The organism is Baaleninema simplex PCC 7105 (assembly GCF_000332355.1).
Lineage (GTDB): Bacteria > Cyanobacteriota > Cyanobacteriia > Cyanobacteriales > Geitlerinemataceae > Baaleninema > Baaleninema simplex.
In genome coordinates this window covers 351,094-375,509 of sequence record NZ_KB235962.1, presented here as the reverse complement: position 1 = coordinate 375,509, position 24,416 = coordinate 351,094, and the positions used below count along the sequence as shown (strand labels likewise).

Here is a 24,416-nt window from a genome sequence, read left to right as displayed (position 1 = left end):
TTTTTTGTGTCAATTTTTCCCAAACTTCATAATTTTGTCGAGAAATATTATTGTAACTTATAAAGTGGACGAGTTAAGTCAATTCAGATTTATACCTTGAGTAAGACGGCTTCTTGTTCATTTTCCACCCCCAGCTTTTGATAACTTTTTCAGCAAACCCTAGAAAGAAAAAGGGAACCTCACGTGCGATCGCCTCGTCTCGATGCACTAGAACCGCCAGCCGAAACCCTCTCGAAACCACTACGCAAAAGAATACAGAAAAATTCGTAGAAACCCCGATCGATCTCAGAGACAAGATGGGTAAGCTAAGACAGAGAGTCAGTAAATTTTCGATATTGTCGCTCCGTGTCAGAATGCGCTAACACTGAGATAGTCTCCCGCACGACAGAGTCGGGAGGTCGATCTTCGTCCTGACCCCCCGGAGAATCTTCTTTCAGGTTGCATCGTTCGTTTCGTCTGGGTTCGTGTCACCCTAGCATCTGCCGAGTCAGCCCGAGACCTATGGCTAAATACCCCCCGATCGCTATGTTGAAGCGTTGGTTGAGAAACACGCTCAAACGGGCCTATGCCGCATTCGCCCAGTTTTTGCGTCGTAACTTCTTAGAACCGCTGTTTTCCCGACGCCGCCGCCACAGACGCCTAAACCCTTCGGGATTCGTGCTTCCTACAGCGATCATGCTACTGCTCGTCATGGCGCTCGTGGTCGGTGCTATTTTGCTGAGAACCGTCAACCGCACCCAACAGGTGATGCTCGAACGACGGGAACGCGTCATTTACAACGCGGCGACGCCAGCGATCGATCGCGCGAAAGCCAAACTCGAATATATGTTTAAAAACGACCCTCGGCTTCCGGCCGGGGTTCCAGCAGAAGAGTTGCTAACGCGCATCATGCTGAACGAAGAAGCCGTTCCCGAAGGTGAAGAAGAAGACGTTTCGGACGATCCCTACACTCTACCTGGCGAAACGCGCCTCGAACTCAACGGACAGAGCGCCAACGCCTGGGCTTACGGTGTAGACAACGACGGAGACGGAAACCCAGACGATACAGACGGAAACGGCGTTCCCGACCTCTCAGTTGCCTACTCGATTATCTGGGACATTCCTAACCAAAATGAAGGGGGTGTCAAAGCCTTAGCCGACCAAACCCCCGGAACTCTCGACGATCGCGCGCGAAACCTCCAAGTGCGCCAGGGACCCGTTTCAGGAGAAGCCGCCCCCGGATGTACCTCTGAAGACGGCTTCAGTCGAATTGAAAACGGCTGGTTGCGCGACCCCGTCAGTACGGCAATTCTGAGAAAAAATTTCCAAATCGACGCCTTCGTCATATCCGATAACGAAGACGGAACCGTCACTACCCTAGAAGTCCAACAAGAACGAGAAGCCGATCGCGGGAACAAATGGGGAGCATGGTTCCGCAACGACCTCGAAGCCTTCCCCGGTGCAGACTTCAAATGGAACGGAGCCATGCACACCGACGGTAGCTTGTTCGTCGGACACCCTCGCCGAGACGATCGATTTCAAGCCTATCTCGTCAGCTCTCCCAAATCTTGCTTGTACTTAGCCGGATCGACCACCTCAGAAATTACCATCGAAGTCTCGGGCGATGACGATGGGTTCCAAGGTCAAATGGTCATCGGACGTTTGACCTCGGACGCCGAAGAAGGTGGGGCGATTTTCCACCTTTACGAGTCGAGCGATCCCATTTACGAACCTGCCGATCTGGTGACGATGACCTCCGATAACGACTCCGTTCGGACAGGAAATCCTTCAGACATCGCGCTCGATCCCGTCAAGCTGTTTACAGAAGACAAATCCGAGCATCGCGGCAATATTTCCCGCGATAGCACATGGGACAGCGACAGTAACGTCTTCGGTCCCGACAACTACCAGCGAATTTACAACCAAGCGGCCACTCGTCCCTACGTTGACGACTTCTATCGAGCTGACGATCGCTTCGGTCCGAAACCGGGTTACGCCGGGATCGATCGCTTCCAACTGACGAGATTAGGTGTCAAAAACGGCGATCCGATTACCAACCAAGACCAACTCACGCGTTTAACAGTCGGCCTCGATGAAGACCCGAAAGATCTCGGACTCGACGGATATTGGGAACGACGGGCTTGGCGCGAAGGAATGCGCGTCATCGTCGGACAACGCCTCGAACTCGGTAACGACCCCTCCTCGGGAATTACCGATGCTGACGCGATTAAAGCCAACAGTGGAGAAGACAAACTCACTTCAAATCGCGAACACGAATCCCTACAACGTCGAGCCTGGCGCGATAACTTGGCCGCCGTCCAAACCACAGCAATTTATCACCACGCCGCTGGAACGAACGATGCTAGCGATGCTCCCGTAGCTGCTATTGTCAGTACCGTTCACCCCGGAACCGGCGAAACCCTCAAGCGCGGCGCGATCTTTGCGCCGCCCCAAACCTCGTTCGGAGTGAAAAGCAACTACCAAACCTTATTCGGCCCGACCTTTGGCAACGACACCGACGAATACCTTCTCGATTTCTTAACCGGTCGTGGCACCAACGGCTGGGAACTCAATATCGATAACTTCGATCTGAATCAAGAGGACTTGCAAGATGCGTTGGACAACCTGGCAAACTTCAGCGGGGATAGAGACGGTGCGTTTCCCCCCTTGCAAGACACGAACGGGATTCATCCCAACCCGACCTTGACGCAGTGGGGTAACTTCTCGAACCTTCGACAAACCCTTCAAGTTGAAGATCTCGAGAGTTTTGCCGATTGGTCGAACCAACATACCGCCAGTTTCACTCTGGGGGCGCTGGCCTACAACATCAGCTATCTCGATGCGTTGGACTACACACAAAACACGGCGCTGTTAACTTCTCCCGTAGGAGATTCTCTAGTTGATAAATTGGCATTACTACAAGATGGCATTATCGACGACGATAATGGCGAAATTGCGTTTTATCCCACCGAGGACTTAAATCGCAGTGGCGGTAACGTTGAAAATTCCGTCACCTTTTCAAACAGCTATGTTAACGATAGCGGGAACTCCGTGACGATCGACCAGTACGAGGACGGACGGGTTATCTCGGAAGATTTTAACGGCAACGGTGGAGCGACTGAAGAGATCCCAACAGTCATCATCTTCAACGACGACGGCGAAGCGGTCGTGCGGATGACCCCTAGCCCAGAAGCCTATATTAAGGGACTTGAGTATACCGGCGCTTCTGATGGAGAAATCGAACTCGCTCGTTTGATTTTTCTCAAAGAACAAGTTCAACGCGATCGCAAACACGGTTTCCGTCCGTCGCCGACGGGTTCGTCCAACCATCAATACACGATTCAATTCGAGTTCAACGAAAACCCGCTGTGTGACTTAGCATCGCCCGATAGCAACTGTAACTTTGAAGATCCTAACGGCTTACCCGTTGGTTTCGATATCAATCAAAACGAACAATGGGATTACAACGAAAACAACTCGGTCGATTTTAACGAGGATGGCGATACAGAAGACTCCTCGATCGATGCCATCAGCATCGGTTGCGACTATACCGATAGTACGACAGGAAACAATTACTTTGGCTTAGGAGCGCCCACCACTGCGGCTGAAGAAGGTCGGTTTTTAACCCTTGCCAACACCCTCTGTCCTGCAACGCCTAAATTCCCAGCACTGTATTACGTTTTCCCCCTCGACGATCACGGACATTCCCAAGCCGTCGATCTTAACGGAGATGGCAGTCCCGACGTTCAACCGACTATTGAAAGCGATCTCGTCGAAAGCGACGGAACCGATCCCAACGACTTTGCGACTAAACCCAATCGGGGCATCATGGACTTGGGTAACGACCTCAATAACAACGGGACGACTGATGAAGAGTTTAAAGACGAGATTCTCTACATTAAGGATCCCTACGCTCAGACAGAGAACGGGGGAGTCACGTACCAAGCGATCGATGCAGAGGGTCTAGCTGCGATCGCCCTCAAACCCCGTCCGATCGCAGATTGGACGTTACCTTACGTCGTCGAGTCCAACCCTGGTAGCACCTGTAACAACGACGCAGACGCTGACAACCCCAATCCGAACTGTCAGCATTTCAGCCTCGTCTACGATGGCGTCAACGATGCCTACTATCGCGTCGGCTTCAAAGATACCGCCCTCTTCGACGGGCGCGAGATGTTACCCACCCGCGTCCTCAACCTCGACGGCGAACTTCTCGCCAACAACAACTCCGCTCAGGTTAACGGAACCATTGGCGGCGATACCTGGCTAGCAGGAGGAAACGACGATCTCGACGAACCCATAGACGGCGGTATCGTCTATGCCTTCCGCGAAGATGCCCTGCGCGAAGACGGGGTCGCTCGTCCGGCGGGAGGTTCGACCTGCGACACCTTCGACGACGTCGGTTCGGGTTGCGTGTCCGATGTTCTCGTCCCTCAAGATGCCCCCGTCAACCCCAACAACGGCGTCAGTCCCAAACCCGTTGATTTTATTCCCGACCCCGATCGCCGTCCCTATGGATTTCGGATGATTAACGGAAAAGATATCTCTCACCCGAAACTGGGGGGCTTTACTGAATTCGGTCTCACGCTGATTTCCGACAACACCGCTTACGTCCAAGGAGATTTCAACTGCCACAAATCTCCAGGGAGCGACAGTTGCGACGATCCTATCGAAGAGTTTACCTATACGCTGTCCGACAAAGGCAACGATTGGGAGGAACGAGATTTTTACGACCGACGAACCACTCGAGATCCGAAGTTTGCCGATCCCGACCAAGACAGTTGGCGCTATAGCGAATTCCTCGTCGATGGATTCTCCGTCCTGTCCGATAACTTCTGTGATGGCAGCCTCGAGGATATGTTCCTCGTCGTCCCCCAATCCCAGAGCAGCATCAATCCCGGTACGGCATTAACCACCGCCCTCCAAAACGAAAATCGAAGTCAGTTAGGCCGCCTCGAAGAAGTTTACGGCTGCGTTCAAACGCCTCGCCAGAACTTTACCTCGTTCCTCAACTCTAACCGGCCGTCCAACTCCGCAGATACGACTCCAGCCAACGGAGGGAACAAAAACTGGTTGCGCGAAAACCCAGCCGATCCCTTCTCCCCAATCCGTATCTCCTATCACGGTAATCCCAAACTCCTACGAGGCGGAGACGACGATGGAGAGTACGACGGGAACTACTTCACCTTTAACGATAACTATCAAGACGGTCGTTCCCAGCAAAAACCGATAACTACTGGCCTAGAGCATCACGTTAACGCAATTCTCATCGCTGGATTGATTCCTTCGCGGGGCGGTCAATCTTACGGTGGGTTGCACAACTTCCCGCGCTTTATTGAAAACTGGGACGGAAAAAACTTGTTCATCGCGGGTTCGTTCCTGCAACTGAACTTCAGCACCTCTGCCACGGCACCGTTCGACCAAGATAGTTGGGAACCGCCTTCTGATGAAGGAGATACGGGAAGCACCCCGAACTTCTTCTACACCGCCCCGAACCGTCTTTGGGGTTACGACGTTGCGTTGCAGCTTACGCGACCCGGCCCGGTCTCGAGTCGTCTGATTCGCGTTGGAGGAACTCGCAGCGAATATTACCGAGAACTTCCCGTCAACGATCCGTACATTAACAACTTGCGGTGCGCGACCAATCCTGTAACTAACCAGCAAATGGATCCTCGCGTCGGCGACTGCTCTTAATGTCGTGCGTCACCGAAGCTCCTTCGCCTCCGAACTCGGACAATTGAACTGTTAGGCATTGGGGGAAGTCCCCAAGCTTCCCCTCTAGAGGAAACCACCATGAAATCGTTTTACGCCCTACTCCAGCAATACCGACAACTTAACCGACAACTCGAGGGTTCTGAAAAAGGTTTGACCTTGGTTGAAGGTTTGGTTGCGATTTTAGTGGTGTCGGCCGTTACGGTTTCGATTACCCCTGCCATTTTTCTCGCCGTCGCCACTCGCGTACAAAACCGACGCGCCGAACAGGCCGTTCAGCTCGCTCACGGTCAAATCGACCAGATTCGCGTGTTGATCGAACAAGGACTGTCCTCACAAGAGGATATCGATCGCTTACCCGCGTTAGTGTCGGGCGACGACGCGCGATCGGTAGCCGCTCCGTCTAACGAATATGGACAGCTTCAATCGACGAACTACGAGTGTTCTGACTACGATAAAAATGGAGCGCCGCAGATTCCAGCAGAGACAGCATTGCCCGTCGATGTTAATGGGGACTGTGAAGCTGACTTTCTCGTGCAAAGTTTTCGCATTAAACAAGTTACATCAGAATTAAATAGCGAAGACGAAACTTTAAACGTTCCAACTGTCTTTCATATGGGGGTTAGAGTGTACTATAAAAATGCCAACCTCGGCAATTTGAATACGACAGAAGCGTCGTTGATATTGACGACAGGGGAAGGACAACAAACTCAATATCCTTTGGCAGTCATGTATACAACCTTGTCACAAAGTGACGTTCAAACCTCCTTGGATAAATACGAAGAATTTTTAGAATGATTTTGCAATGTGAGTCGCAAACAAAAAATGCAAACACTGAGGAGGTATCGAGGTGCGTAGTTTACTTTTTAAATATTTGAAACTCGTTCGATCTGAAGAACGCAAAAAAGGATTTACACTCACCGAACTTTTAGTTTCTATTATTATCGGAAGTTTGATCGTAACGGGTTTAATGAGCTTAGTCGTCGAACTCATTTCGACAGAAACCCGCGAGACAGCCCGTACGGAAACTCAGCGGGAAATGAACATGGCGTTGAGCTTTATCAGTACGGACTTGAGAGAAGCCGTTTACGTCTACGATGGTGACTGCTTAGCCCGGCAAAATCAAGCTGCAAACGTTTGCTCGGGTTTGTTTGCTAACAACTATATCCCCACGCCTGAAAACAGCGTTCCGATTCTCGCGTTTTGGAAACTCGAAGAACTTCCCGAAGCAGTCAAGGATGGATGTCGCACCAATAGAGGCGATCTGGCTAACTATACGATCGGGGGCAACCCAGTACCTTGTATTGCTGGCCGAGCCTACACCCTCGTCGTCTATCACCTTTCTCGGAACGACTCGGGCGACCCGACCTGGCCGGGGAAAGCTCGCATCTTACGCTATACCTTGTCGAGATATAACCGTAGTGGGGGCGCGATAAGTGGTTACGTCGAGCCTACTCAAAATACATCCTTTGAATCCTGGCCGCTCGATAACGGCGGAAACAATTTACAGGACGGATCGCCTTCTCTTCGGGAAAATCCAGCCGTTCCCCTGGTAGATTTTGTCGACGATCGCGCTATGAACGAGATTCCCGAACTGGTCGATGCCGGTGGTGCGAGCGTCGAATGTCCTCAAAGCTATGTTTTGACACCCAGCGACGCAACTTTAGACGGATCGGGTTTCTCCGGAATGAGAAACTTTTACGGATGCGTACGAGATGAAATTTCACGGCAATCTTCCTCTCAAAGCGAAGGAGAGGCTGAATCGCAAACCGCTTTCAACCAGAAAGTGATTTTATTCTTGCGAGGTAATGCGGCCGGAAAACCTGGAATTCGCAACGCTAACGAAGGTTTTATGCCTGCAATTCAAACCCAGGTTCTCAACCGAGGCGTCCGCAATAAAAAACCCTCTCAGCAACTGTTGCAATAGCCTGTCAGCCCAGACGATCGACCCAGGAGAGCCAAGTCTTATGTATTCGCGATCGCGATCGACCCCCATATCTCACGACCCCAGAGCCGGATTTACCATCGTCGAACTGCTGGTGGTGATCGTCATGGCTGGCATTCTCGCCGCGATCGCCGCCCCCGGCTGGCTGGCCTTCGTCAACCGCCAGCGGATTAACTCCACCACCGACGCCGCCCTGCAAATTATGCGTACCGCACAATCGCGAGCGGTCACGGAAAACCGCGCTTGGGAAGCCAGTTTCCGCGAAGTTGACGGTCAACTTCAAGGTGCCGCTCACCCCGTTGAAACGAGTGAGGAGGCTTGGCAAACCCTGGTTCCCGAAGCGAGCGATCGCGTTTTTATTGAGAGAAGCTATACCGATCTCGTCTCTAGCACCTGCAAGGCGGGAGATTTCTGCGTGCAGTTTCAAGATCGCGGCATTATCGCTGACGATTGGTTGAGCGAACAAAGCGGTGACAACGATCGCCTCGGCCGCATCACCTTCGCGGCCACAGACAATCCCGACGGGACGAAACGCTGTGTCGTCGTCGCGACAATTTTAGGCACGATCCGCATCGATCGCGATGACGGGTGCGAATAAGTTCAGCCAATCAATCGGATCGAGTATTCGCGATCGAGTATTACAATGAATCTGACATTTTTCAGGTTCAGCGTCCCCGATGAGTGAGTTGTCCTCTTCCATCGAGTCACACCGCGAGATCGTCTCGAACGCTCCGGAAGTATCGGTCGTCGCTCCGATTTACAACGAAGTCGAGAGCGTCCCCAAACTGGTGGCGGCGATCGCCGCGACGATGGAGCAAACCTCAAAATCTTACGAAATCGTCCTCGTGGACGACGGTTCCACAGATGGTTCGACTGACTTACTCCAACAACTGGCTCGCGATCGCCACGACCTCAGAGCCGTTATCTTTCGGCGCAACTACGGCCAAACCGCCGCTATGGCCGCAGGATTCCGACACGCTCGCGGCCAGATTATCGTGACGCTGGATAGCGACCTCCAAAACGACCCCGCCGACATCCCCCGCCTACTGACTACCCTCGAAGAAGGCTACGACCTCGTCAGCGGTTGGCGCAAAAACCGACAAGATGCCGCCCTCACCCGTCTCCTCCCCTCAAAAATCGCCAACTGGATTATCGGTCGCGTCACAGACGTTCCGCTGCACGACTACGGTTGTTCTCTCAAAGCCTACCGATCCGAAATCGTCGCCGACCTGAACCTCTACGGCGAACTACACCGTTTCCTTCCCGCGTTAGCGTTTATCGAAGGGGCGCGTATCGTCGAAATTCCCGTGTCTCACCACGCCCGCCAGTACGGTAAAAGCAAATACGGCTTAGGGCGAACCTTCCGCGTTCTCATGGACTTGTTGACCGTCTTCTTCATGAAGAAGTTTTTAACGCGTCCGATGCACGTTTTCGGCTTTTTCGGAATTACCTGCACCGTCGCAGGCATCGCGTTGGGAGCGTATTTAACCTTTCTCAAACTCGCCTTGGGTCAAGACATCGGCGATCGCCCCCTGTTAACCCTCGCCATTCTCCTCGTTCTGGCGGGAATCCAACTGTTCAGCTTCGGACTGCTCGGGGAACTGGTGATGCGAACCTATCACGAATCCCAAAAGCGACCCATCTATCGCGTTCGCGAAGTCATCGGTAGCGATGAGGTGATGTGATAATGAGATGAGTGGGTGGTGTACATTGGCGGTGCGCCTCTTTCAGGAAAGAGTTAAGAGTTAAGAGTGAAGAGTTAAAGAGGAATTTCTACTCTACACTCTGCCCTCTGCACTCTACACTGATAAACACGCACCCTACCCCTGTCTTCACTGGCGACTGGTGACTGGCGACTGTAAAAGTACGGTTTCCACGAATTAGCACTCGATACCCCAGAGTGCTAAGTTGAGTAGTTGGAGTCGCTCAACTACCCATAATCATGGCAAAAATCGTTTCCTTCGATGAAGAGTCACGGCGTTCGATCGAACGTGGAGTCAACGCCCTCGCCGATGCCGTGCGAATTACCCTCGGGCCGAAGGGTCGAAACGTCGTTCTCGAGAAAAAATTTGGCGCGCCGGATATCGTAAACGACGGCATCACGATCGCCAAAGAAATCGAACTCGGAGATCCCCTGGAAAACGCAGGAGCCAAACTCATTCTCGAAGTCGCCTCCCAAACCAAAGATATCGCGGGAGACGGAACGACGACCGCTACCGTGTTAGCCCAGGCGATGATTCGCGAAGGTCTCAAAAACATCGCCGCCGGAGCGAATCCCGTGGCGGTCAAGCGGGGCATCGAAAAAACCGTGGCGAAACTCATCAAAGAAATTTCCGCCGTGGCTAAACCCGTAGAAGGTGACGCGATCGAACAAGTGGCTACCGTCTCGGCCGGAAACGACGAAGAAGTCGGACAGACGATCGCCCAGGCGATGGACAAAGTCACCAAAGACGGCGTCATCACCGTAGAAGAGTCGAAATCCTTAACGACCGAACTAGAAGTGGTCGAAGGGATGCAGATCGATCGCGGCTACATTTCCCCCTACTTCGTCACCGACAACGAGCGTCAAGTCGTCGAGTTCGAGAACGCTTACATTCTCGTCACCGACCAAAAAATCAGCGCAATTCAAGATCTCGTCTCCGTTCTCGAAAAAGTCGCCCAACAGGGCACCCCCCTCCTCATCATCGCTGAAGACGTCGAAGGCGAAGCCCTGGCCACCCTCGTCGTCAACAAAACCCGAGGCGTCCTCAACGTCGCCGCGATCAAAGCCCCCGGCTTTGGCGATCGCCGCAAACAGATGCTGCAAGACATTGCCATTCTCACCGGCGGTCAAGTCGTCTCCGAAGATATCGGTTTGAGCCTCGATGCCTTGACCCCCGAGATGTTGGGAACGGCGCGGAAAGTCAGCGTGACCAAAGACACGACGACGATTCTCTCAGAAGACAACCCCCGCAACAAATCCGACGTTCAAAAACGCATCGAGCAACTGCGTAAAGAACTAGAAAGAACCGATTCCGACTACGATTCTGAAAAACTGCAAGAGCGCATTGCCAAACTCGCCGGTGGCGTTGCCGTCATCAAAGTGGGTGCTGCTACCGAAACCGAACTGCGAAGCCGCAAACTCCGCATCGAAGACGCCCTCAACGCCACCAAAGCAGCCGTCGAAGAAGGTATCGTTCCTGGAGGTGGAACGACTCTGATTCACTTAGCCAAGAAAGTCGAAGACTTCAAAACTGGCTTGAGCGATGAAGAACAGATCGGCGCAAATATCGTCGCCAAAGCTCTCGAAGCCCCGCTGATGCAAATCGCGAACAACGCGGGTGTCGAAGGATCGGTCATCGTCGAAAAAGTCCGCGACAGCGACTTTAACGTGGGCTACAACGCCCTCACCGGCCAGTTTGAAGATACTATCGCGACGGGCATTATCGACCCGGCAAAAGTCGTGCGGTCTGCCCTACAAAACGCCGGTTCCATCGCCGCGATGGTGCTGACCACGGAAGCCCTCGTGGTAGAGAAACCCGAGCCGAAATCCGCTGACGCCGACGCTGGCATGGGCGGCATGGGCGGCATGGGCGGCATGGGCGGCATGGGTATGGGCGGCATGGGTATGGGCGGCATGATGTAAGTTGCCTGCCAAGAAGCGATCGCCCATCGTCCGCTTGCGATAATCGGATGGCAAGTCTGATTACAATAAGAGGTGAGGAACTCGAGTTCTTCACCTCTTAATTATTTGAACGAGATCGCCCAAAATCGATTTAATACGGATTCCGATAAGCTAGGTTTCAAGAAGTCTTCACCACATCCCCCCTTAGCCCCCTATCCCCCCTTCGCCCCCTATCCCCCCTTCGCCCCCCTTTCAAAGGGGGGATGGTTGGGGGGATGGTTGGGGGGATGGTTGGGGGGATAGAGGGACTTGTCAGGTTGGGCAAAACCAGTGTTTGAGTCCGAGCGGAGTCGAAGCGAGCGAAGTCGAAGCATTGAGATTCTGATTCCGTATAAGTCCTGGTGTACGGGGAATTTACGACGAAGGCTGCAAAACAGAATTTTTAAAACTGGATTCCGCATAACCAAGTCGCACGTCGATCGCGGCCTTGAATTCGTCTAACTTTAGCCCGGTCACACGAGCGAGGTGTTCGCCCCCTCGAGAATCGGCATCGAAGCCGAACGTCGGGCAAGCCGTCTTACACTTCTGCCTAACGCTCCTCGTCAATCGCAGGTAGCCCGGTATAATTTGAATAGTTGGGATGGAGATGTAGCCGTGGTGGGCAAATTCTCCCGCTGTCACCAGGCTAGACACCCCCTACCAGCATTGTCTGGTAGCCCTGCCCCACTAAACTCCAACTGCTGTTTTTTGGGAGGCGATTTCGAGAAGTGGAGTGGGAGAGCCAATCCAATCTCGACCCCTTGCAATACAGGGATCTGCCAGGGTCGCCAGAAATGGCTAGGGGAGTCAGTCGTCCAACCAGAGGCGAGGTAAGACTGGGCTATGCTCGGAATAGAACGGCACTAGCCGATGAAAACAGCCGAGTCGGTTCGAGCGTCTCCTCAAAGAGAGAGCGATTCTCGGACCAATGCCTTTGTCTTGCCGTTGCGGCCGATCTCCCACCGGTCTCAAGAGTCGCGATCGCTCGCTGCAATCGAGAGAGCCAGACTGCACGTCCGAGGCGGAAGGGCATCTCCGAGGTTCCCAGGCTAGAGAGAGAGTTGCCACCCTAACGCAGTCAAACGGCGAGTCGAACCGCTCGAGGTATCCCGAAGCACGATCGCCAGCCGTCGATTGTGGGAGGATATTGAAGATCGGGCGATCGCACGCCGGGAAGTTCTGCATCTGGTGGTATTCCACGAGCCTAGCCACGAGTACGCCATGTACGTCCCCGAAAATCGAGAGTTGTTCGAGCTATTTTTAGAACACAGTCCCGTCGCGATCGCGATGGTCGACTGTCACATGAAATACTTATGTGCGAGTCGCCAGTGGCGAAAGCTCATGGGCTTAGACGACAAGCCACTACAGGGGCGATCGCACTACGAAATCTTTCCCGATCGCGCCCGACGGTGGAGATCGATCCACCAGCGCTGTCTCCAAGGTCGCACCGAACGCTGGCAAGACCGCCACTTTATGCCAACCGACGGGTCGTACCGATCGCTCAGTTGGACGATCCGCCCTTGGTCGGACAAACAAGGCAACATCGGCGGACTCATCTTAACCTGCGACGATATCAGCAAACCCAAACAACTTATCTCGAAGGCTCGGCAGGCCCGACGCGAACTGCTCGAAAAGCTCGAGCGAGCTGAAGTCGAACTCAAACGGGAACGAGACGAACGACAGCGTCTCGACAGCACCCTTCCCATGAGTCAAATCTCCATCAACAAAGCCGGAGATGCCGTGTTTTGGTTCGCGCGATCGGGACAGATTTTCTACGTTAACGACGCCGCCTGTCTCTCCTTGGGTTACACCCGCGACGAACTGTTATCGCTCACCATTCACGATATTAACCCGGACTTACCGCCAGAAATCTGGCCCGACTACTGGGATCAAATTAAAGAATTCGGCTCCTTTACCCTCGAATCTCGCCACCGAACCAAATCGGGAAAAGTCTTCCCCGTCGAAATTACCATCAACTCGCTGGTGTACGAGGACGAAGAATATACCTGCACCTTCGCTCGCGACATTACCGAACGCAAACGCGCCGAAGCGGAACTCTACCAAGCCACCCTCGCCGCCGAAGCGGCCAACCAAGCGAAAAGTTCGTTCCTGGCCAACATGAGCCACGAACTGCGAACCCCTCTCAACGCCATCATCGGCTACAGCGAAATCCTCCAAGAAGAAATCGAGGACATGGAACTTGACGATGAGGAGATGAGTTCCGATCTCAAAAGCATCACCACCGCCGGACGCCATCTGCTCTCGATCATTCAAGACATCCTCGACTTCTCCAAAATCGAAGCCGGAAAAATGGATATCGTTCCCGACACCTTCGAGGTAGCGCCGCTGGTACAAGAACTCGAGGCGACCGTGCAGCCCTTGGTCGAAAAAAATACGAATACGCTGCGAGTCGAGTGCAGTCTCAACCTGGGGAAAATGCACGCCGATCGCACAAAAGTCAAACAGGTCTTGTTAAACCTCCTCAGCAACGCCGCCAAATTCACCGATCGCGGCACCATTTGGTTGACGGTCAACCGCCAAGAGTCGCCCTTTAGCGCCATCGCCGAAGATGAAGACCGGGATACCTTCGACGAACCCGTCGCCGCCGAGGAACCGGGATGGATTTGCTTTCGCGTCAGCGATACGGGAATCGGCATGACCCCCGAACAAATTCAAAGCATCTTTCAACCCTTTACCCAAGCCGACCAATCCACGACGAAAAAATATGGCGGAACGGGGCTGGGACTGGCCATCAGCCGTCGCTTCTGTCAGATGATGGGGGGCGATATTAGCGTCGAAAGCGAGCCGGGAGTCGGTTCGACGTTCGTGGTCGATTTACCCGCCAATACCTTCTCTCGAGACAGTTCGGCCGGCGATCGCGCCTCAGAAAATAGTACCCTGTTGGGAGACGACGCGCCGCTCCTCGAAGAAACGGCGGAATTACTGGGATTGCCCGAATTCGCCAACGTCAGTCTGGAGGATTTCGAGGGAAATGCCGATACAGATAACGCCTCCGAAGAGATGCCAGACGACTTTGAAGACGACGACGAAGATGCTTGGGGGTGGAGCGAGGAACCCGTTCTCAGCGGCGAATTGCTGGGATTGCCCGATTTATCCGATCTCGAGGTCGAGGCGTGGTCTGGAGAGGACACCGACCCAGAGGCGTCCTCTGAGGGCGATCGCGCCACGGCGGAGTCTTCCGAGTCGGAGACCTTCGAGCCGGAAGAATTTGAAGAGCGATCGCCTTAACCGTCGACCCGACGCTGCCGTTCGTCCCCTGCTGAAACCCGTCCTTCACCGATCGCTCTGACGACCTCATCGACCGTGCGAGACTCCCAAGATTTCGATTTTCATCGCGCTCGTGCCAGCCTGACAAAGACTCTGGCTCGATATACCCAGCCGCCCCGTTCGCGGCCGACCGATCGCAACACCCAACTCGAACGATACTTTCACGATCGACGCGACGTCGTGCGAGCCAATCTCGACAAACTCGACCGTCAAATCCTGCGTATCGCTGCCTTCGGCGCGGTCAGTCGGGGCAAATCCGCCGTTCTTAACGCCTTGTTGGGTCAAAATCTGCTCCCCACCGGACCGCTCAACGGCGTTACTCAATGGCCGCGATCGGTTCTCTGGCTTTCCCCGACCGATCGCCGTTCGTCCGACTTGCAAGTGGAACTGATCGATACGCCGGGATTGGACGAAATCGATGGCGGAACCCGTTCCGATCTGGCGCGGGAGGTCGCCCGACAAGCCGATGCGATCTTATTCGTCGTCGCTGGAGACGTGACGCGTACGGAATACGACGCCCTGTGCGATTTATGGCAAACCCGAAAACCGGCCCTCTTGGTATTTAATAAAACCGATTTGTACCCGAACTGCGATCGCGAGGCGGTGTACGAACAGCTTCGCAGTTTGGGCAACCGTCAAGGCGTCCCCCTGCGTCCCGACGAAATCGTGCGGGTGGCTGCCGACCCCAAACCCCTACGCGTGCGCCACGAACGCCCCGACGGTCGAGTCGAGGAGGTCTGGGAAACACCGCCGCCGGACGTGAAAGAGTTGAAAGAAAAATTGTTAACCCTTTTGGCGCGAGAAGGGCGATCGCTGCTAGCCCTCAACGCATTGGTTCAGGCGCGAGACGCCGAACTCGAAATGGTGAAAACCCTCGTCGAACTGCGCGATCGCGACGCCGACGAGCTGATTTGGAAGTTTACCCGCTACAAAGCTGCTGCCGTCGCCCTCAACCCCGTCTTCGTCCTCGACGTTCTCGGGGGAAGTCTGGCGGATTTAATTTTGGTGCGATCGCTGGCGCATCTCTACGACCTGCCCATGACCAATTACGAGGCGGGAAAACTCCTCAAAACGATTCTCTTGGGGGCTGGGGGGTTACTGTTGGGCGAAACCCTCAGCAATGCCGCGTTCGGTTTGGGTAAATCGGTCGGATTCGCCGGTTATGCGGGGTCGGCCGTCGCCCAAGCTGCCATCGCTGGCGTGGGGACTCACACCGTCGGACAGGCGGCAAAAACCTATTTGGAACGGGGAGGAACTTGGGGACCGGCCGGAGCGGACACGGTGATTCGCGAAATTCTCGATCGCGTCGATCGCGACAGTTTGCTGGCTCGCCTTCGTCTTTAAGGCTCTTGCTGCGCTCTCGTCCGAGTGCTGCATCCCCCCCATCGAACTTGTGGCAATCGTTCGAGATTGCGTGCCGCCGTCTCTGCCACGAGAACGACTTCGCCGTTGTCTCCTCGCTGCCAACCCGTGGCCTCGATGAGGGGTTCCCGACTCGGCGCGATCGGGCGATCGCCAGCGGCATTACTCTGTTGGTCTGCCGTCTCGGTTTGTAAAGGAAGAGAATCGGGGTGACGCCACAAGCGCGTCGGCTGGAGGGGACGAAGCGGATTGGGAGGAAGACCGCCCCGTCCCAACACGACGAAGCGACTTCCCGCTCGCAACGCCGCACAGCGATCGCTGACGAGTCCCGAAACATCGACGGGGTCGCTCGTCAGTTCTACTAACCCCGAGTTCGTCTCGATATCGGGATTTTGAATCTCCACCACACCGCTAAATTCCGGCCCTAACTCCGAGGTTGCCGTAATATCGCTTTTAGGAGTGAGTCGCGCTCGAAACTGCGTGCCGAAAATCGCTCGGGCTGAAATTTCGACCCGTCCGCCCCGTCCCGTTTCCGCGTTTGCCGTAATGTCGCTGTTTTCTAAGGCCGTCAAAGTTTCCGTCTCGATAACGATATTGCCGCCGTTGGCGTTTCCGGCATTCGTCGCCACTTGACTCGTGCGGCGCAAGCGCAGGTCGTCCGAGCGAATTTCAATATTGCCTCCCAAGCCCGACAGCGTGGACGCACTGAGGGACGCTCCGTCGTCGAGCCAAACGCGATCGGCCGCGATCGCGAGCTGTCCGGCGTCCCCCGCTCCTAAGCTCGTCACCGTCACCTGTCCGCTGTCGCGCAGGTTCAACCGTTCCGTTGCGATCGTTAACTGCCCGGCTCGACCCGCCAGACCCAACGCGGCAAACTCCGGCAACGGTGTCGATCCCGACGAAATACGACTCGGAAACGTCGCACCGCCGTCGCCGATGGCAAACCCCACCACATCGACCGATTCCGTCGCCCGTACCGTTAGCTGTCCGCCATCCCCCGCACCAGCCGTTAACGCCGCGACCTGTCCGCCGTCGCGCAGGCTCAACCGCTCTGTTTCTACCGTCAACCGACCGGCTGGAGCGAGACTGAACGTGCGACTGCCAAGCAAGCTTAGAGCGCCGCCGAAAACGGTTCTACCGCGTCCGACAACTTCCACCGATTCCGACGCACGAACGGTTAGATTGCCCGCCGCACCGCCGACGGGAAACACGGGATTGCCGCTGGAGGTGTCGATAACGCCCCCGTTCCGCAGGCTGAGACGCTGAGTGTCGATGGTAACGTCTCCCGCCAGGCCGGTATTGGCAAAGCTAACGGACACGATACTGGTGGCTAAAATCGCGTCGGGGGGAACGTCGAAGACCTCGACCGATTCGGTGGCGCGAACCGTGACGTCAGCGCCAGCTCCCGTTCCAATGGTACTGGCAGAAATAAACGCGCCGTCGCGAACGATGAGTTCTCCGGTGTCGATGGTTAAGTTGCCCGCATTGCCCGAACTGAGCGTAGCGCTCGATAGGGCAGATCCGATCAGTTCGACCGATTCGGACGCTTCGATCGAGATATCTCCGCCCGACCCGCTGTCAAATACTTGTGTGGCTACGATTTGCCCCGCAACAGCTTGAAAATTAGAGGTTGAAATGTGAATATTTCCGGCGTTTCCCGCTCCCGTTGTTCCTGTGAAGATGCCGTTTTGCCAATCCTCCAAGGTTAACCGACCTTCTAACGCTTCGCCGACAAACACGGCTTGAAAGGGTTGAAATCCTCGTCCGACGAGTGAGACGGACTCCGATGCTCGGATGTCGATCGCATTGCTAGCCCCTGTTCCCAAGGTGGCGGAGACGATTAACGCGCCGTTGTCTAGGGTGAGGGTGTGGGTGTCGATCGCAATTCCCCCTCCGTCGAGGCTGCCCAATGTATTGGCGACAATCGTTGCGTTGGAAAGGCGCACGTCGCCACCGACGAGACGAACAGCTCCCCCTCCTTCGCCACTGGTTTCGAGGGAGGCAGTGTTGGTTAACTCGATGATGCCGGAATTTGAGGGAATCGCGATCGCTTCCATCGCGGGTGAAATCGCTTGTAAGGTATCCCTTAAGGCAATGAGGTTAACGCGACCGTAGGATGCGGTGAGGACGCCTCCGTCGAGACGAATATCGCCCCCCATCAGGCTTAGGATTTCGCCAGTGGGAACTTGCAACCCAGCGATCGCACCGTTGGCATCCGTGGCGCGGGAGCGGTTGGCGATCGCGCCGGGATTCCGCCCCAATTGTACGCCCACTGGCACGTTGACGCTCAGTAAGGGAGAACTCGTCGGATCGGTGGCACTAAATTCACGACCGTCTCCAAACGTCCAACTGTCCCCCGTGCTGGCAAAAAACGACCCGCCCACGTCGAGGCGAGCGTTTTCTCCGAAGACGATGCCGTTGGGATTGAGTAAATATAAATTGGCAGTGCCGTTGGCAGACAACACGCCGTCGATCGCGGACGCTTCGTTTCCCGTGACGCGAGTAATAATATTTCGGACGTCGATCGCGTTATTAAAAATCGCTTCTGTATTTTCTAATACAGAAAAACGGTCGAAACTATGATATAAATTATCTCCTCTACGAGTTCCGCCGTGAATGTCTACGCGATTGCTGTTGACGGTTACAGTCGAACGCTCTGGAAGTGTCGCATCAGGTACGATCTGCGCTGAGACAGGAGCCGCGCGTTGGCCAAGCCAGAGGATTGAAAACAACACTCCGATCGCGATATTGACTTTCATGTTTAACCGTTAAATTGTTGGTAAATTTCATCCAATAAATCTCGAATCTTCTGGGCGATCTGGGTTCCTTTTCCTTGTGTCAGAAACCAGAATAAAAGATTACTAGAATAGGCATCCGTAACCTGAGAGACTAACTCATCAAAATCTTCAGCGATGTTGTAATCCGGACGAGTTAAATTGGTGTCGGGCAAACGTTTAAGCCAAGTAGTATGAATCGTCAATCCAAAATTCAGATGGGGATGACTGAGTTTCAAAAGAGGTCCCTTGCGCAAATCCCCCGCATCGAACACCCAGAGTTCACTGTTATCTGATTTGTTTTGGGATGCCGTGTCGTTATTTTGAGATCGCAGTCGATCGGAATAAATGACGTTACAAACAATATAGCCGTCGCTCGTGCAGCTCGCGTTCGGACGCGGCACGAACTGAGGAGAGTTGGGATAGTATTTCGGCTCGAACTTATAGGAATCCGCCACAGTCATCACGTCGTGAGAAGAGACGCTCGGATCGAATAGTTTCGCACGATCGATCCGAAACCGAGAAAGAACGACGGGAGCGTACTGCTCGGAGCGAACGCACTCTAAAACCTCTTCAGTTGCCATTCGTCGTGCTGGATCGTTCGCGTACAAACCACAGGCTAAATCGGTCATTAGCTCCGTCCAAGCCCCACCTCCCGTCCAATAGATCTCTTCGATCCGTTTGCTGGGGGACTCATCGCAAAAGGCATACAGCCCAATATAAAACGTTTGTGAGATCGAATCGTTCAAGTTTAACTCGCACTTACGAATCGTTCGAGTTTCGAGATCGATGGCGATCGCAGCGGGAGCGTTAATATCGAGTCCACCGGCCATCATGCCTGGTAGCGATTTTAACGCCTCGTTCAGTTCGGGATCGTTAAAGATCGAACGATCTTGACGGTGGGTGAATTCTGCCGGATCGGTACTGTAATTCATCCCAGCGTGCAGTACGATCGCGCCGTCGCTGTCGTCGTAGTCTGTCAGGTAGTGGGTAAACGCCCCGTCCACCGTCACTTTTCGAGCCACGATGGTTTCTCCCGAGGGAACCTGCCGTAACTGGTCTCGTTCGACGAGGTAGACATCGGTATTGGGGGACTGAGGATAGGTCAAACGTTCGCGCAACCCTGCAATCCAGGTCTCGCTGTACTCCTTTATCATCTGACCGAGCGATGCAGCGGGGGTGCGATCGAGACTTTCCCAGAATTGTCGAGCGAACTCGGGCAGGGAATTCGGCAGTATGTTTTCTAGAGCTAATTTAAAGGCAGTATCGACTAAAACAACATAGCGGCGCGTGACGCCCATTTGATGGCAAGATTGGCGAATTTTAGCTGGGCTTCCGTCTTCTAAAACCAGTTTCCACGATTCGACAGTATTGTTTCCCGTCCACCGCATCAAATACAACCCATCGTCATCGACGATAGGAACCTCCCGCTGGGAACTCTGCCATCTTTCCCAAAGCGACTGCACCGGTCGAGCGACCCACTGCTGAAATAGGTCGTCTTCCTCGCCACCTGCTGGAGTGGGTTGCATCTGCGGAAACAGACGGGGAGCGTACAGCATCGTTGATAGCGACTTCTGGATATTGGCAGTAAAAAATTCTCCCGTGTTCGGGTCGAAGGTGGGATGCGCCGAACCCATGACGGGACGAAAGACAGAGGGTAGGGAACGACGGTTGAGAGGATGCCACTGTCGAGTTTTGCCGATCGGGGCGAGTATTTTCAGAGATCGCGGGTCGAGTTCGTAGGGACGGCTGGCATCGTGGGTGACGACGAGGCGTTGGCAATCGTCTCCGGGAAAGCGCACCGGGACGAAAGCGGTATTCAGTTGGTGACACAGTCCCAACGTCAGGGAAAATCGCGACACCCCCAAGTTCTCAAATCGTAAAGCGCGATAGGGGGAGTTTGGCGAACGGGTGAGTTCGTCGGCATAAAACGACGGGGGTTTGACCAGTCGAGTGGCGAGCCAGGCTTTCCCGGTTTCGTGGGTCGTTGTCGTGCGGTGGAAGTCAAGGCGATACACCATACCGTCCCCGTTAATGAGGGGAGTCCAACCGTCACCAGACGGCAAAACGACAGTGGGATCGTCGTCGAGGCAGATGGAATCGACCGATCCCACCGGGCCGATAATGAAGACGTGACCTTGTAAGTCTTCTGGAATCGAGGCGGGATTGCCGTCGGCGTCGTAAATACTGAGTTCGAGCGGTGCGTCGTAAAATTCCGCGCGAGAGGTTGAAAGAACGGCTTTTGGAAAACGTTTTGCGTGAGTCATTGTGGAGTGAGGCGTTACTCGAAGTGGGGGAAAACGTCGTTCTCAAATAGCGATCGCAGTTCGGTTTCGCTATCGGTATCGATGCCTGACAGACGATCGATCCCTTGGAGTAGCTGAGCGAGCCAGTTGCGGTCGAGACGAGCGAGCCAGGGGTGGAAATCGCCGCGAACGTCGTAGGGTCGTATGTTGCCAGAGGAGAGATGTCTCAACCAGGTCGTATGTGCGGTAAACCCAAAGTTCAGCTCGGGGTGGCTGAGTTTGTAGCGGGGCTGTCCGCCGTCGCGGTTGAGATCGGTGGCATCGAAAATCCAAATTTCGCTGTTACTCGACCAGTCGGCATCGTCGGAGTCCTTGGAGTCGAGCCGATTGCCACGGATGGCAATGCAAACGAGATAGCCGTCGCTGGAGTCGGTCGATCCCTCGCGGGGAACGAATTGAGCGGAGGTGCAGAAGTATCCTGGGGGAAACTGCACCCGATCGGCGATCGCCACTTGAAGTTGGGGTGGCTCTCCGGCGACGTTGCGGCGCTCGATCTCGACGCGGCACAGTTGACCGGGAATTCCGGCGGTTTTGGCTTGTTCGATCGTGCGATCGATCGGTACAAATCGCGGTTCGTAATCTCGATACATCTGACATACAAACTCCGTCAGCAGATCGCCCCACAATCCCCAACTGTTCCAATATAGGTTCTCGAAGCGATCGGGCTGTTGGTGGTTCGTTTTTTCACGAAAGGCGTAAAAGGCGATCGACCAGGGATATTCGGATAACTCTAAATCATCGTAGCTAACATCGCTACGCCGAACGACGGTTCCGTTCTCGGCGTCGATAACGTAACTGACCAGGTGGTTGATATCCGTCGAAACCGAAACCATACCGCGAATTTTATCCTCAAAGGTAGCATCGGGATTGGAAATGGGGCGATCGATCCAGTGGACGAATTCGGCGGTATCCCAGGCGTTCCCGTGAGCGGTGTGTAGCAAAACGTACTGCCCCTCATCGCCAGCGTTTTGGTAATCGACGACGTAGTGAACGAGGGCTTCGTCGAGAACGACGTGACGAGCGGTTACAGTGTGCGATCGCTCTAAGTCTTTGCGTGATATGAAGTAAAGGTCGGCGCGATCGCTTTGTGGAAAGCGTGAAATCTCGCGCCAGGCAGCTTCGGTGGATTGCATCGGTTCGATTTCGGGCGTAAAGTCATCGATACACAGTTTTAGGCTAGTGTTGGCTAGGATGATATAGTTCTCGGTAATCCCCATCTGATGTGACGTTTCCAGAATTCGGATAGGTTTTCCGTCGGGAAGGGTGACGTGCCAACGCTGTAACGTTTTGCCACCTTTCCAACCCACGAGAAAGAGGTTATCGTTGCTGCTCTTGAGGAGGTGAATTAGAACGAAGTTAACGATGTCATCTAAAGCTTCAACCAGATCGGTGATAAGGTCTTTAAGGATCGTTTTAAGTTCCCGAAGTCTGTAAGTCAACCACAGAGAAAACTCCAGTAAGCTATCAGGGGATTTAACGATGTTAACCGTGTAGAAGGCTGATTCAGTGGCATCGAAAACCGAGTGTGCCGAGGTCATTACGGGGGGAAACGGTATATACTCCCATTGTTCCATCGACATTGCTGGCTGCCATTGACTGTTTTGTCCGATGGGCGCTAACAATTTTAGCGATCGCAGGTCGATTTCCCACGGACGACCGATATCCGCCGTGACGAGAAGCTGACTGTCTGACGTTCCAAACTTGAAGGGGATAAGTGCTGTATTGTTTTGGTTGCGCGATCCCCAACCAGGAGACAGGCGTGCGACTCCGCAAGTTTGGAATTTCCAATATTGGTGGAGATGGGGATATTTATCGGGATACAGGGTTAAGGCGCGATCGATCCAGTAGCTGGGGGTCGCCACGAGACGGGACGCCAGCCAAGCCCCCCCGTCTTTTTGAATCGAGCCGTCAGGGGTTTCGAGATCGGGGGTTTCGTGGAAGTCGAGACGATACACCATACCATCGCCGTTAATCAGTGGCGAATATCTATCAAGCGAGGGTAAAACGGGATCGCGGCGATCGCCGTACAGGGGGGGAGAGTCTACCGAACCCACGATCGCAATGACGAACAGGTGTCCGCGCAGGTCGTCGGGCAGAGCGATCGCCTCCCCCGTGGTTCCATCTCGAACGGTAAGCGACAGCGGTTCGGGCGTACCGTTGCCACCGTAGCGTTCCTCTCGGCTGACAGACAGGATCGCCTTGGGAAAACCCGGCGGAGACGAGGAGGTATTCATCATGGGTCGGAAGTCTGGATCGATGCACCCATTGTAGGGGAGGACGTGGAGATTGTCGGCTTCTACGAGAGAAATTGTCCGAAAGATATTGTTAAAGCACTGAAATTTCAACAAAAAGGGGCAATATCCCTGGTAAGTTCGAGAGATTTCGGCGGTACGGGGGAAGCTGCATGGCTCGAGTCTGAATCGGTTGTCTCGATTGTTGACATCCTCTCCCAGCAACCCGTTCCGGGTATGCAGGGAGATTCCCTGGGTCGCCCCAAAGATTTCCTGCTTCAACAGGTGCCAGCTAGACTGAGTAACCTCAGTCCCCGCCGCATCCCCTCCACAGGCAGTTTCGATTTGCCGTTGCCCACGGCTACAGATGACTTGTCCGCTCGCTAATCACGGGGCTTTGTTGACCCGCAGTTGTGGCAGTGATGAATCCTGGTTGAGAGATCTTTGCGAACCTCTGCCCCACAATCCGGACACTCCTGAGAAGTGCCACGGGCATCAACTTTGCCGTAATACACATCGCGCTTCCAGCACACCCAGGGAAGGATCTGATTCACAAATTGTCCCAATCCAGCATCTAGGGTGTGCTTGCCCAGCATTCCTATCCCCCCAACCCCCCGAACTTCGGGGGGCAACGGGGGGATGAGATCTTCTACAAAAATCATCCCTGCGCCGTCGCAGAGGTGATGAGCAAACTTGAAATGCCAGTCTTTTCGCGTATCGGCAATCCGTTGATGGACTCTCGCAATTTTCTTCTGGGTAGTGACCAAAACGTAGTGATATCAAAACTGGACTTGTATGCATTCATTATAATGATGAAGAAAAGTCAAAATCGCCCCGATGTGATTTTCTAAATTTTTTTGAAAAAGATAAAGTTTTACGAACCAGTCGAGAAATTCGTTGATGAAGCGTGTTATTGAATCTCTCAATATGAGAAGTCTCTCCAGTTTCTTTGCCAACTTGCTTAAGTCTTTTTGAGGGAAATACTTTTTCATAAGCTGCCTAAAAATCTGTGTAATAAATTGCACATTGTCGATAAACAGTAAGCAAAGAATCCTAAAGCTTTTGAGCCATATTTCGGCTTCTATCTCCAAAAGCGAAGCCCACCACTTCTCGTGTTTTTCGATCGATAGCTAGCCAAATCCAAATTTTTGCTTTCTTGTTTTTTACAAATGACCA

At 54.0% G+C, this 24,416-nt stretch carries 11 protein-coding genes and 2 pseudogenes; 8 read left to right on the top strand and 5 right to left on the bottom strand.

The features are described from left to right. Nucleotides 1-501 precede the first annotated feature (501 nt). The 8 genes from hpsA (at nucleotide 502) to GEI7105_RS0126920 (ending at nucleotide 15,911) form a co-directional block, all read left to right on the top strand. A complete protein-coding gene (gene hpsA / locus GEI7105_RS0126955) occupies nucleotides 502-5,673 on the top strand; it encodes a hormogonium polysaccharide biosynthesis protein HpsA (protein ID WP_144054069.1) in 5,172 nt (1,723 codons plus the stop codon). Between the two features lie 99 nt (nucleotides 5,674-5,772). Then, a complete protein-coding gene (locus GEI7105_RS34070) occupies nucleotides 5,773-6,489 on the top strand; it encodes a type IV pilus modification PilV family protein (RefSeq protein ID WP_017663469.1) in 717 nt (238 codons plus the stop codon). A gap of 52 nt (nucleotides 6,490-6,541) precedes the next feature. Next, nucleotides 6,542-7,618, top strand: a complete 1,077-nt coding sequence (locus GEI7105_RS0126945) for a PilW family protein (protein ID WP_017663468.1) — start codon at nucleotides 6,542-6,544, stop codon at nucleotides 7,616-7,618. A 40-nt stretch (nucleotides 7,619-7,658) separates the two neighbouring features. After that, nucleotides 7,659-8,234, top strand: coding sequence for a pilus assembly FimT family protein (locus tag GEI7105_RS34065; protein ID WP_017663467.1), 576 nt, complete (start codon nucleotides 7,659-7,661; stop codon nucleotides 8,232-8,234). A 79-nt stretch (nucleotides 8,235-8,313) separates the two neighbouring features. Further along, complete coding sequence (locus tag GEI7105_RS0126935; protein ID WP_017663466.1) at nucleotides 8,314-9,321, top strand: glycosyltransferase family 2 protein; 1,008 nt, start codon at nucleotides 8,314-8,316, stop codon at nucleotides 9,319-9,321. Nucleotides 9,322-9,578: 257 nt separating this feature from the next. Further along, on the top strand, nucleotides 9,579-11,261 hold the full coding sequence (groL, locus tag GEI7105_RS0126930; protein ID WP_017663465.1) for a chaperonin GroEL: 1,683 nt from the start codon (nucleotides 9,579-9,581) through the stop codon (nucleotides 11,259-11,261). A gap of 1,152 nt (nucleotides 11,262-12,413) precedes the next feature. After that, complete coding sequence (locus tag GEI7105_RS0126925) at nucleotides 12,414-14,528, top strand: PAS domain S-box protein (protein WP_017663464.1); 2,115 nt, start codon at nucleotides 12,414-12,416, stop codon at nucleotides 14,526-14,528. Nucleotides 14,529-14,603: 75 nt separating this feature from the next. Beyond that, nucleotides 14,604-15,911 carry a GTP-binding protein gene (locus GEI7105_RS0126920; protein ID WP_017663463.1) on the top strand — a complete coding sequence of 436 codons (1,308 nt, stop codon included), beginning with the start codon at nucleotides 14,604-14,606 and terminating at the stop codon, nucleotides 15,909-15,911. On the opposite strand, the gene GEI7105_RS32745 is transcribed toward GEI7105_RS0126920, so the two are convergent. From GEI7105_RS32745 to GEI7105_RS40185, 5 genes and pseudogenes are all read right to left on the bottom strand, one after another. Beyond that, the gene (locus GEI7105_RS32745; RefSeq protein WP_017663462.1) at nucleotides 15,908-18,688 is read right to left on the bottom strand and encodes a beta strand repeat-containing protein; all 2,781 of its coding nucleotides are present in this window, start codon (nucleotides 18,686-18,688) and stop codon (nucleotides 15,908-15,910) included. The genes GEI7105_RS0126920 and GEI7105_RS32745 overlap by 4 nt on opposite strands. 2 nt (nucleotides 18,689-18,690) lie before the next feature. Next, nucleotides 18,691-20,970, bottom strand: coding sequence for a carotenoid oxygenase family protein (locus GEI7105_RS0126910; protein WP_017663461.1), 2,280 nt, complete (start codon nucleotides 20,968-20,970; stop codon nucleotides 18,691-18,693). Nucleotides 20,971-20,984: 14 nt separating this feature from the next. Next, nucleotides 20,985-23,246: a carotenoid oxygenase family protein gene (locus tag GEI7105_RS0126905; RefSeq protein ID WP_083862587.1), complete on the bottom strand. Its 2,262-nt coding sequence runs from the start codon at nucleotides 23,244-23,246 to the stop codon at nucleotides 20,985-20,987. Nucleotides 23,247-23,444: 198 nt separating this feature from the next. After that, nucleotides 23,445-23,995: pseudogene (locus GEI7105_RS0126895) on the bottom strand (RNA-guided endonuclease InsQ/TnpB family protein); the annotation flags it as partial. Between the two features lie 24 nt (nucleotides 23,996-24,019). Further along, a pseudogene (locus GEI7105_RS40185) lies at nucleotides 24,020-24,416 on the bottom strand (IS1 family transposase); the annotation flags it as partial.

Excerpts from the sequence above, each read along its gene's own strand:
- GEI7105_RS32745 (WP_017663462.1), bottom strand. The coding sequence starts at position 18,688 with ATGAAAGTCAATATCGCGATCGGAGTGTTGTTTTCAATCCTCTGGCTT.
- GEI7105_RS0126905 (WP_083862587.1), bottom strand. The coding sequence starts at position 23,246 with ATGATGAATACCTCCTCGTCTCCGCCGGGTTTTCCCAAGGCGATCCTG.
- GEI7105_RS0126910 (WP_017663461.1), bottom strand. The coding sequence starts at position 20,970 with ATGACTCACGCAAAACGTTTTCCAAAAGCCGTTCTTTCAACCTCTCGC.
- groL (WP_017663465.1), top strand. The coding sequence starts at position 9,579 with ATGGCAAAAATCGTTTCCTTCGATGAAGAGTCACGGCGTTCGATCGAA.
- hpsA (WP_144054069.1), top strand. The coding sequence starts at position 502 with ATGGCTAAATACCCCCCGATCGCTATGTTGAAGCGTTGGTTGAGAAAC.
- GEI7105_RS34065 (WP_017663467.1), top strand. The coding sequence starts at position 7,659 with ATGTATTCGCGATCGCGATCGACCCCCATATCTCACGACCCCAGAGCC.
- GEI7105_RS34070 (WP_017663469.1), top strand. The coding sequence starts at position 5,773 with ATGAAATCGTTTTACGCCCTACTCCAGCAATACCGACAACTTAACCGA.
- GEI7105_RS0126935 (WP_017663466.1), top strand. The coding sequence starts at position 8,314 with ATGAGTGAGTTGTCCTCTTCCATCGAGTCACACCGCGAGATCGTCTCG.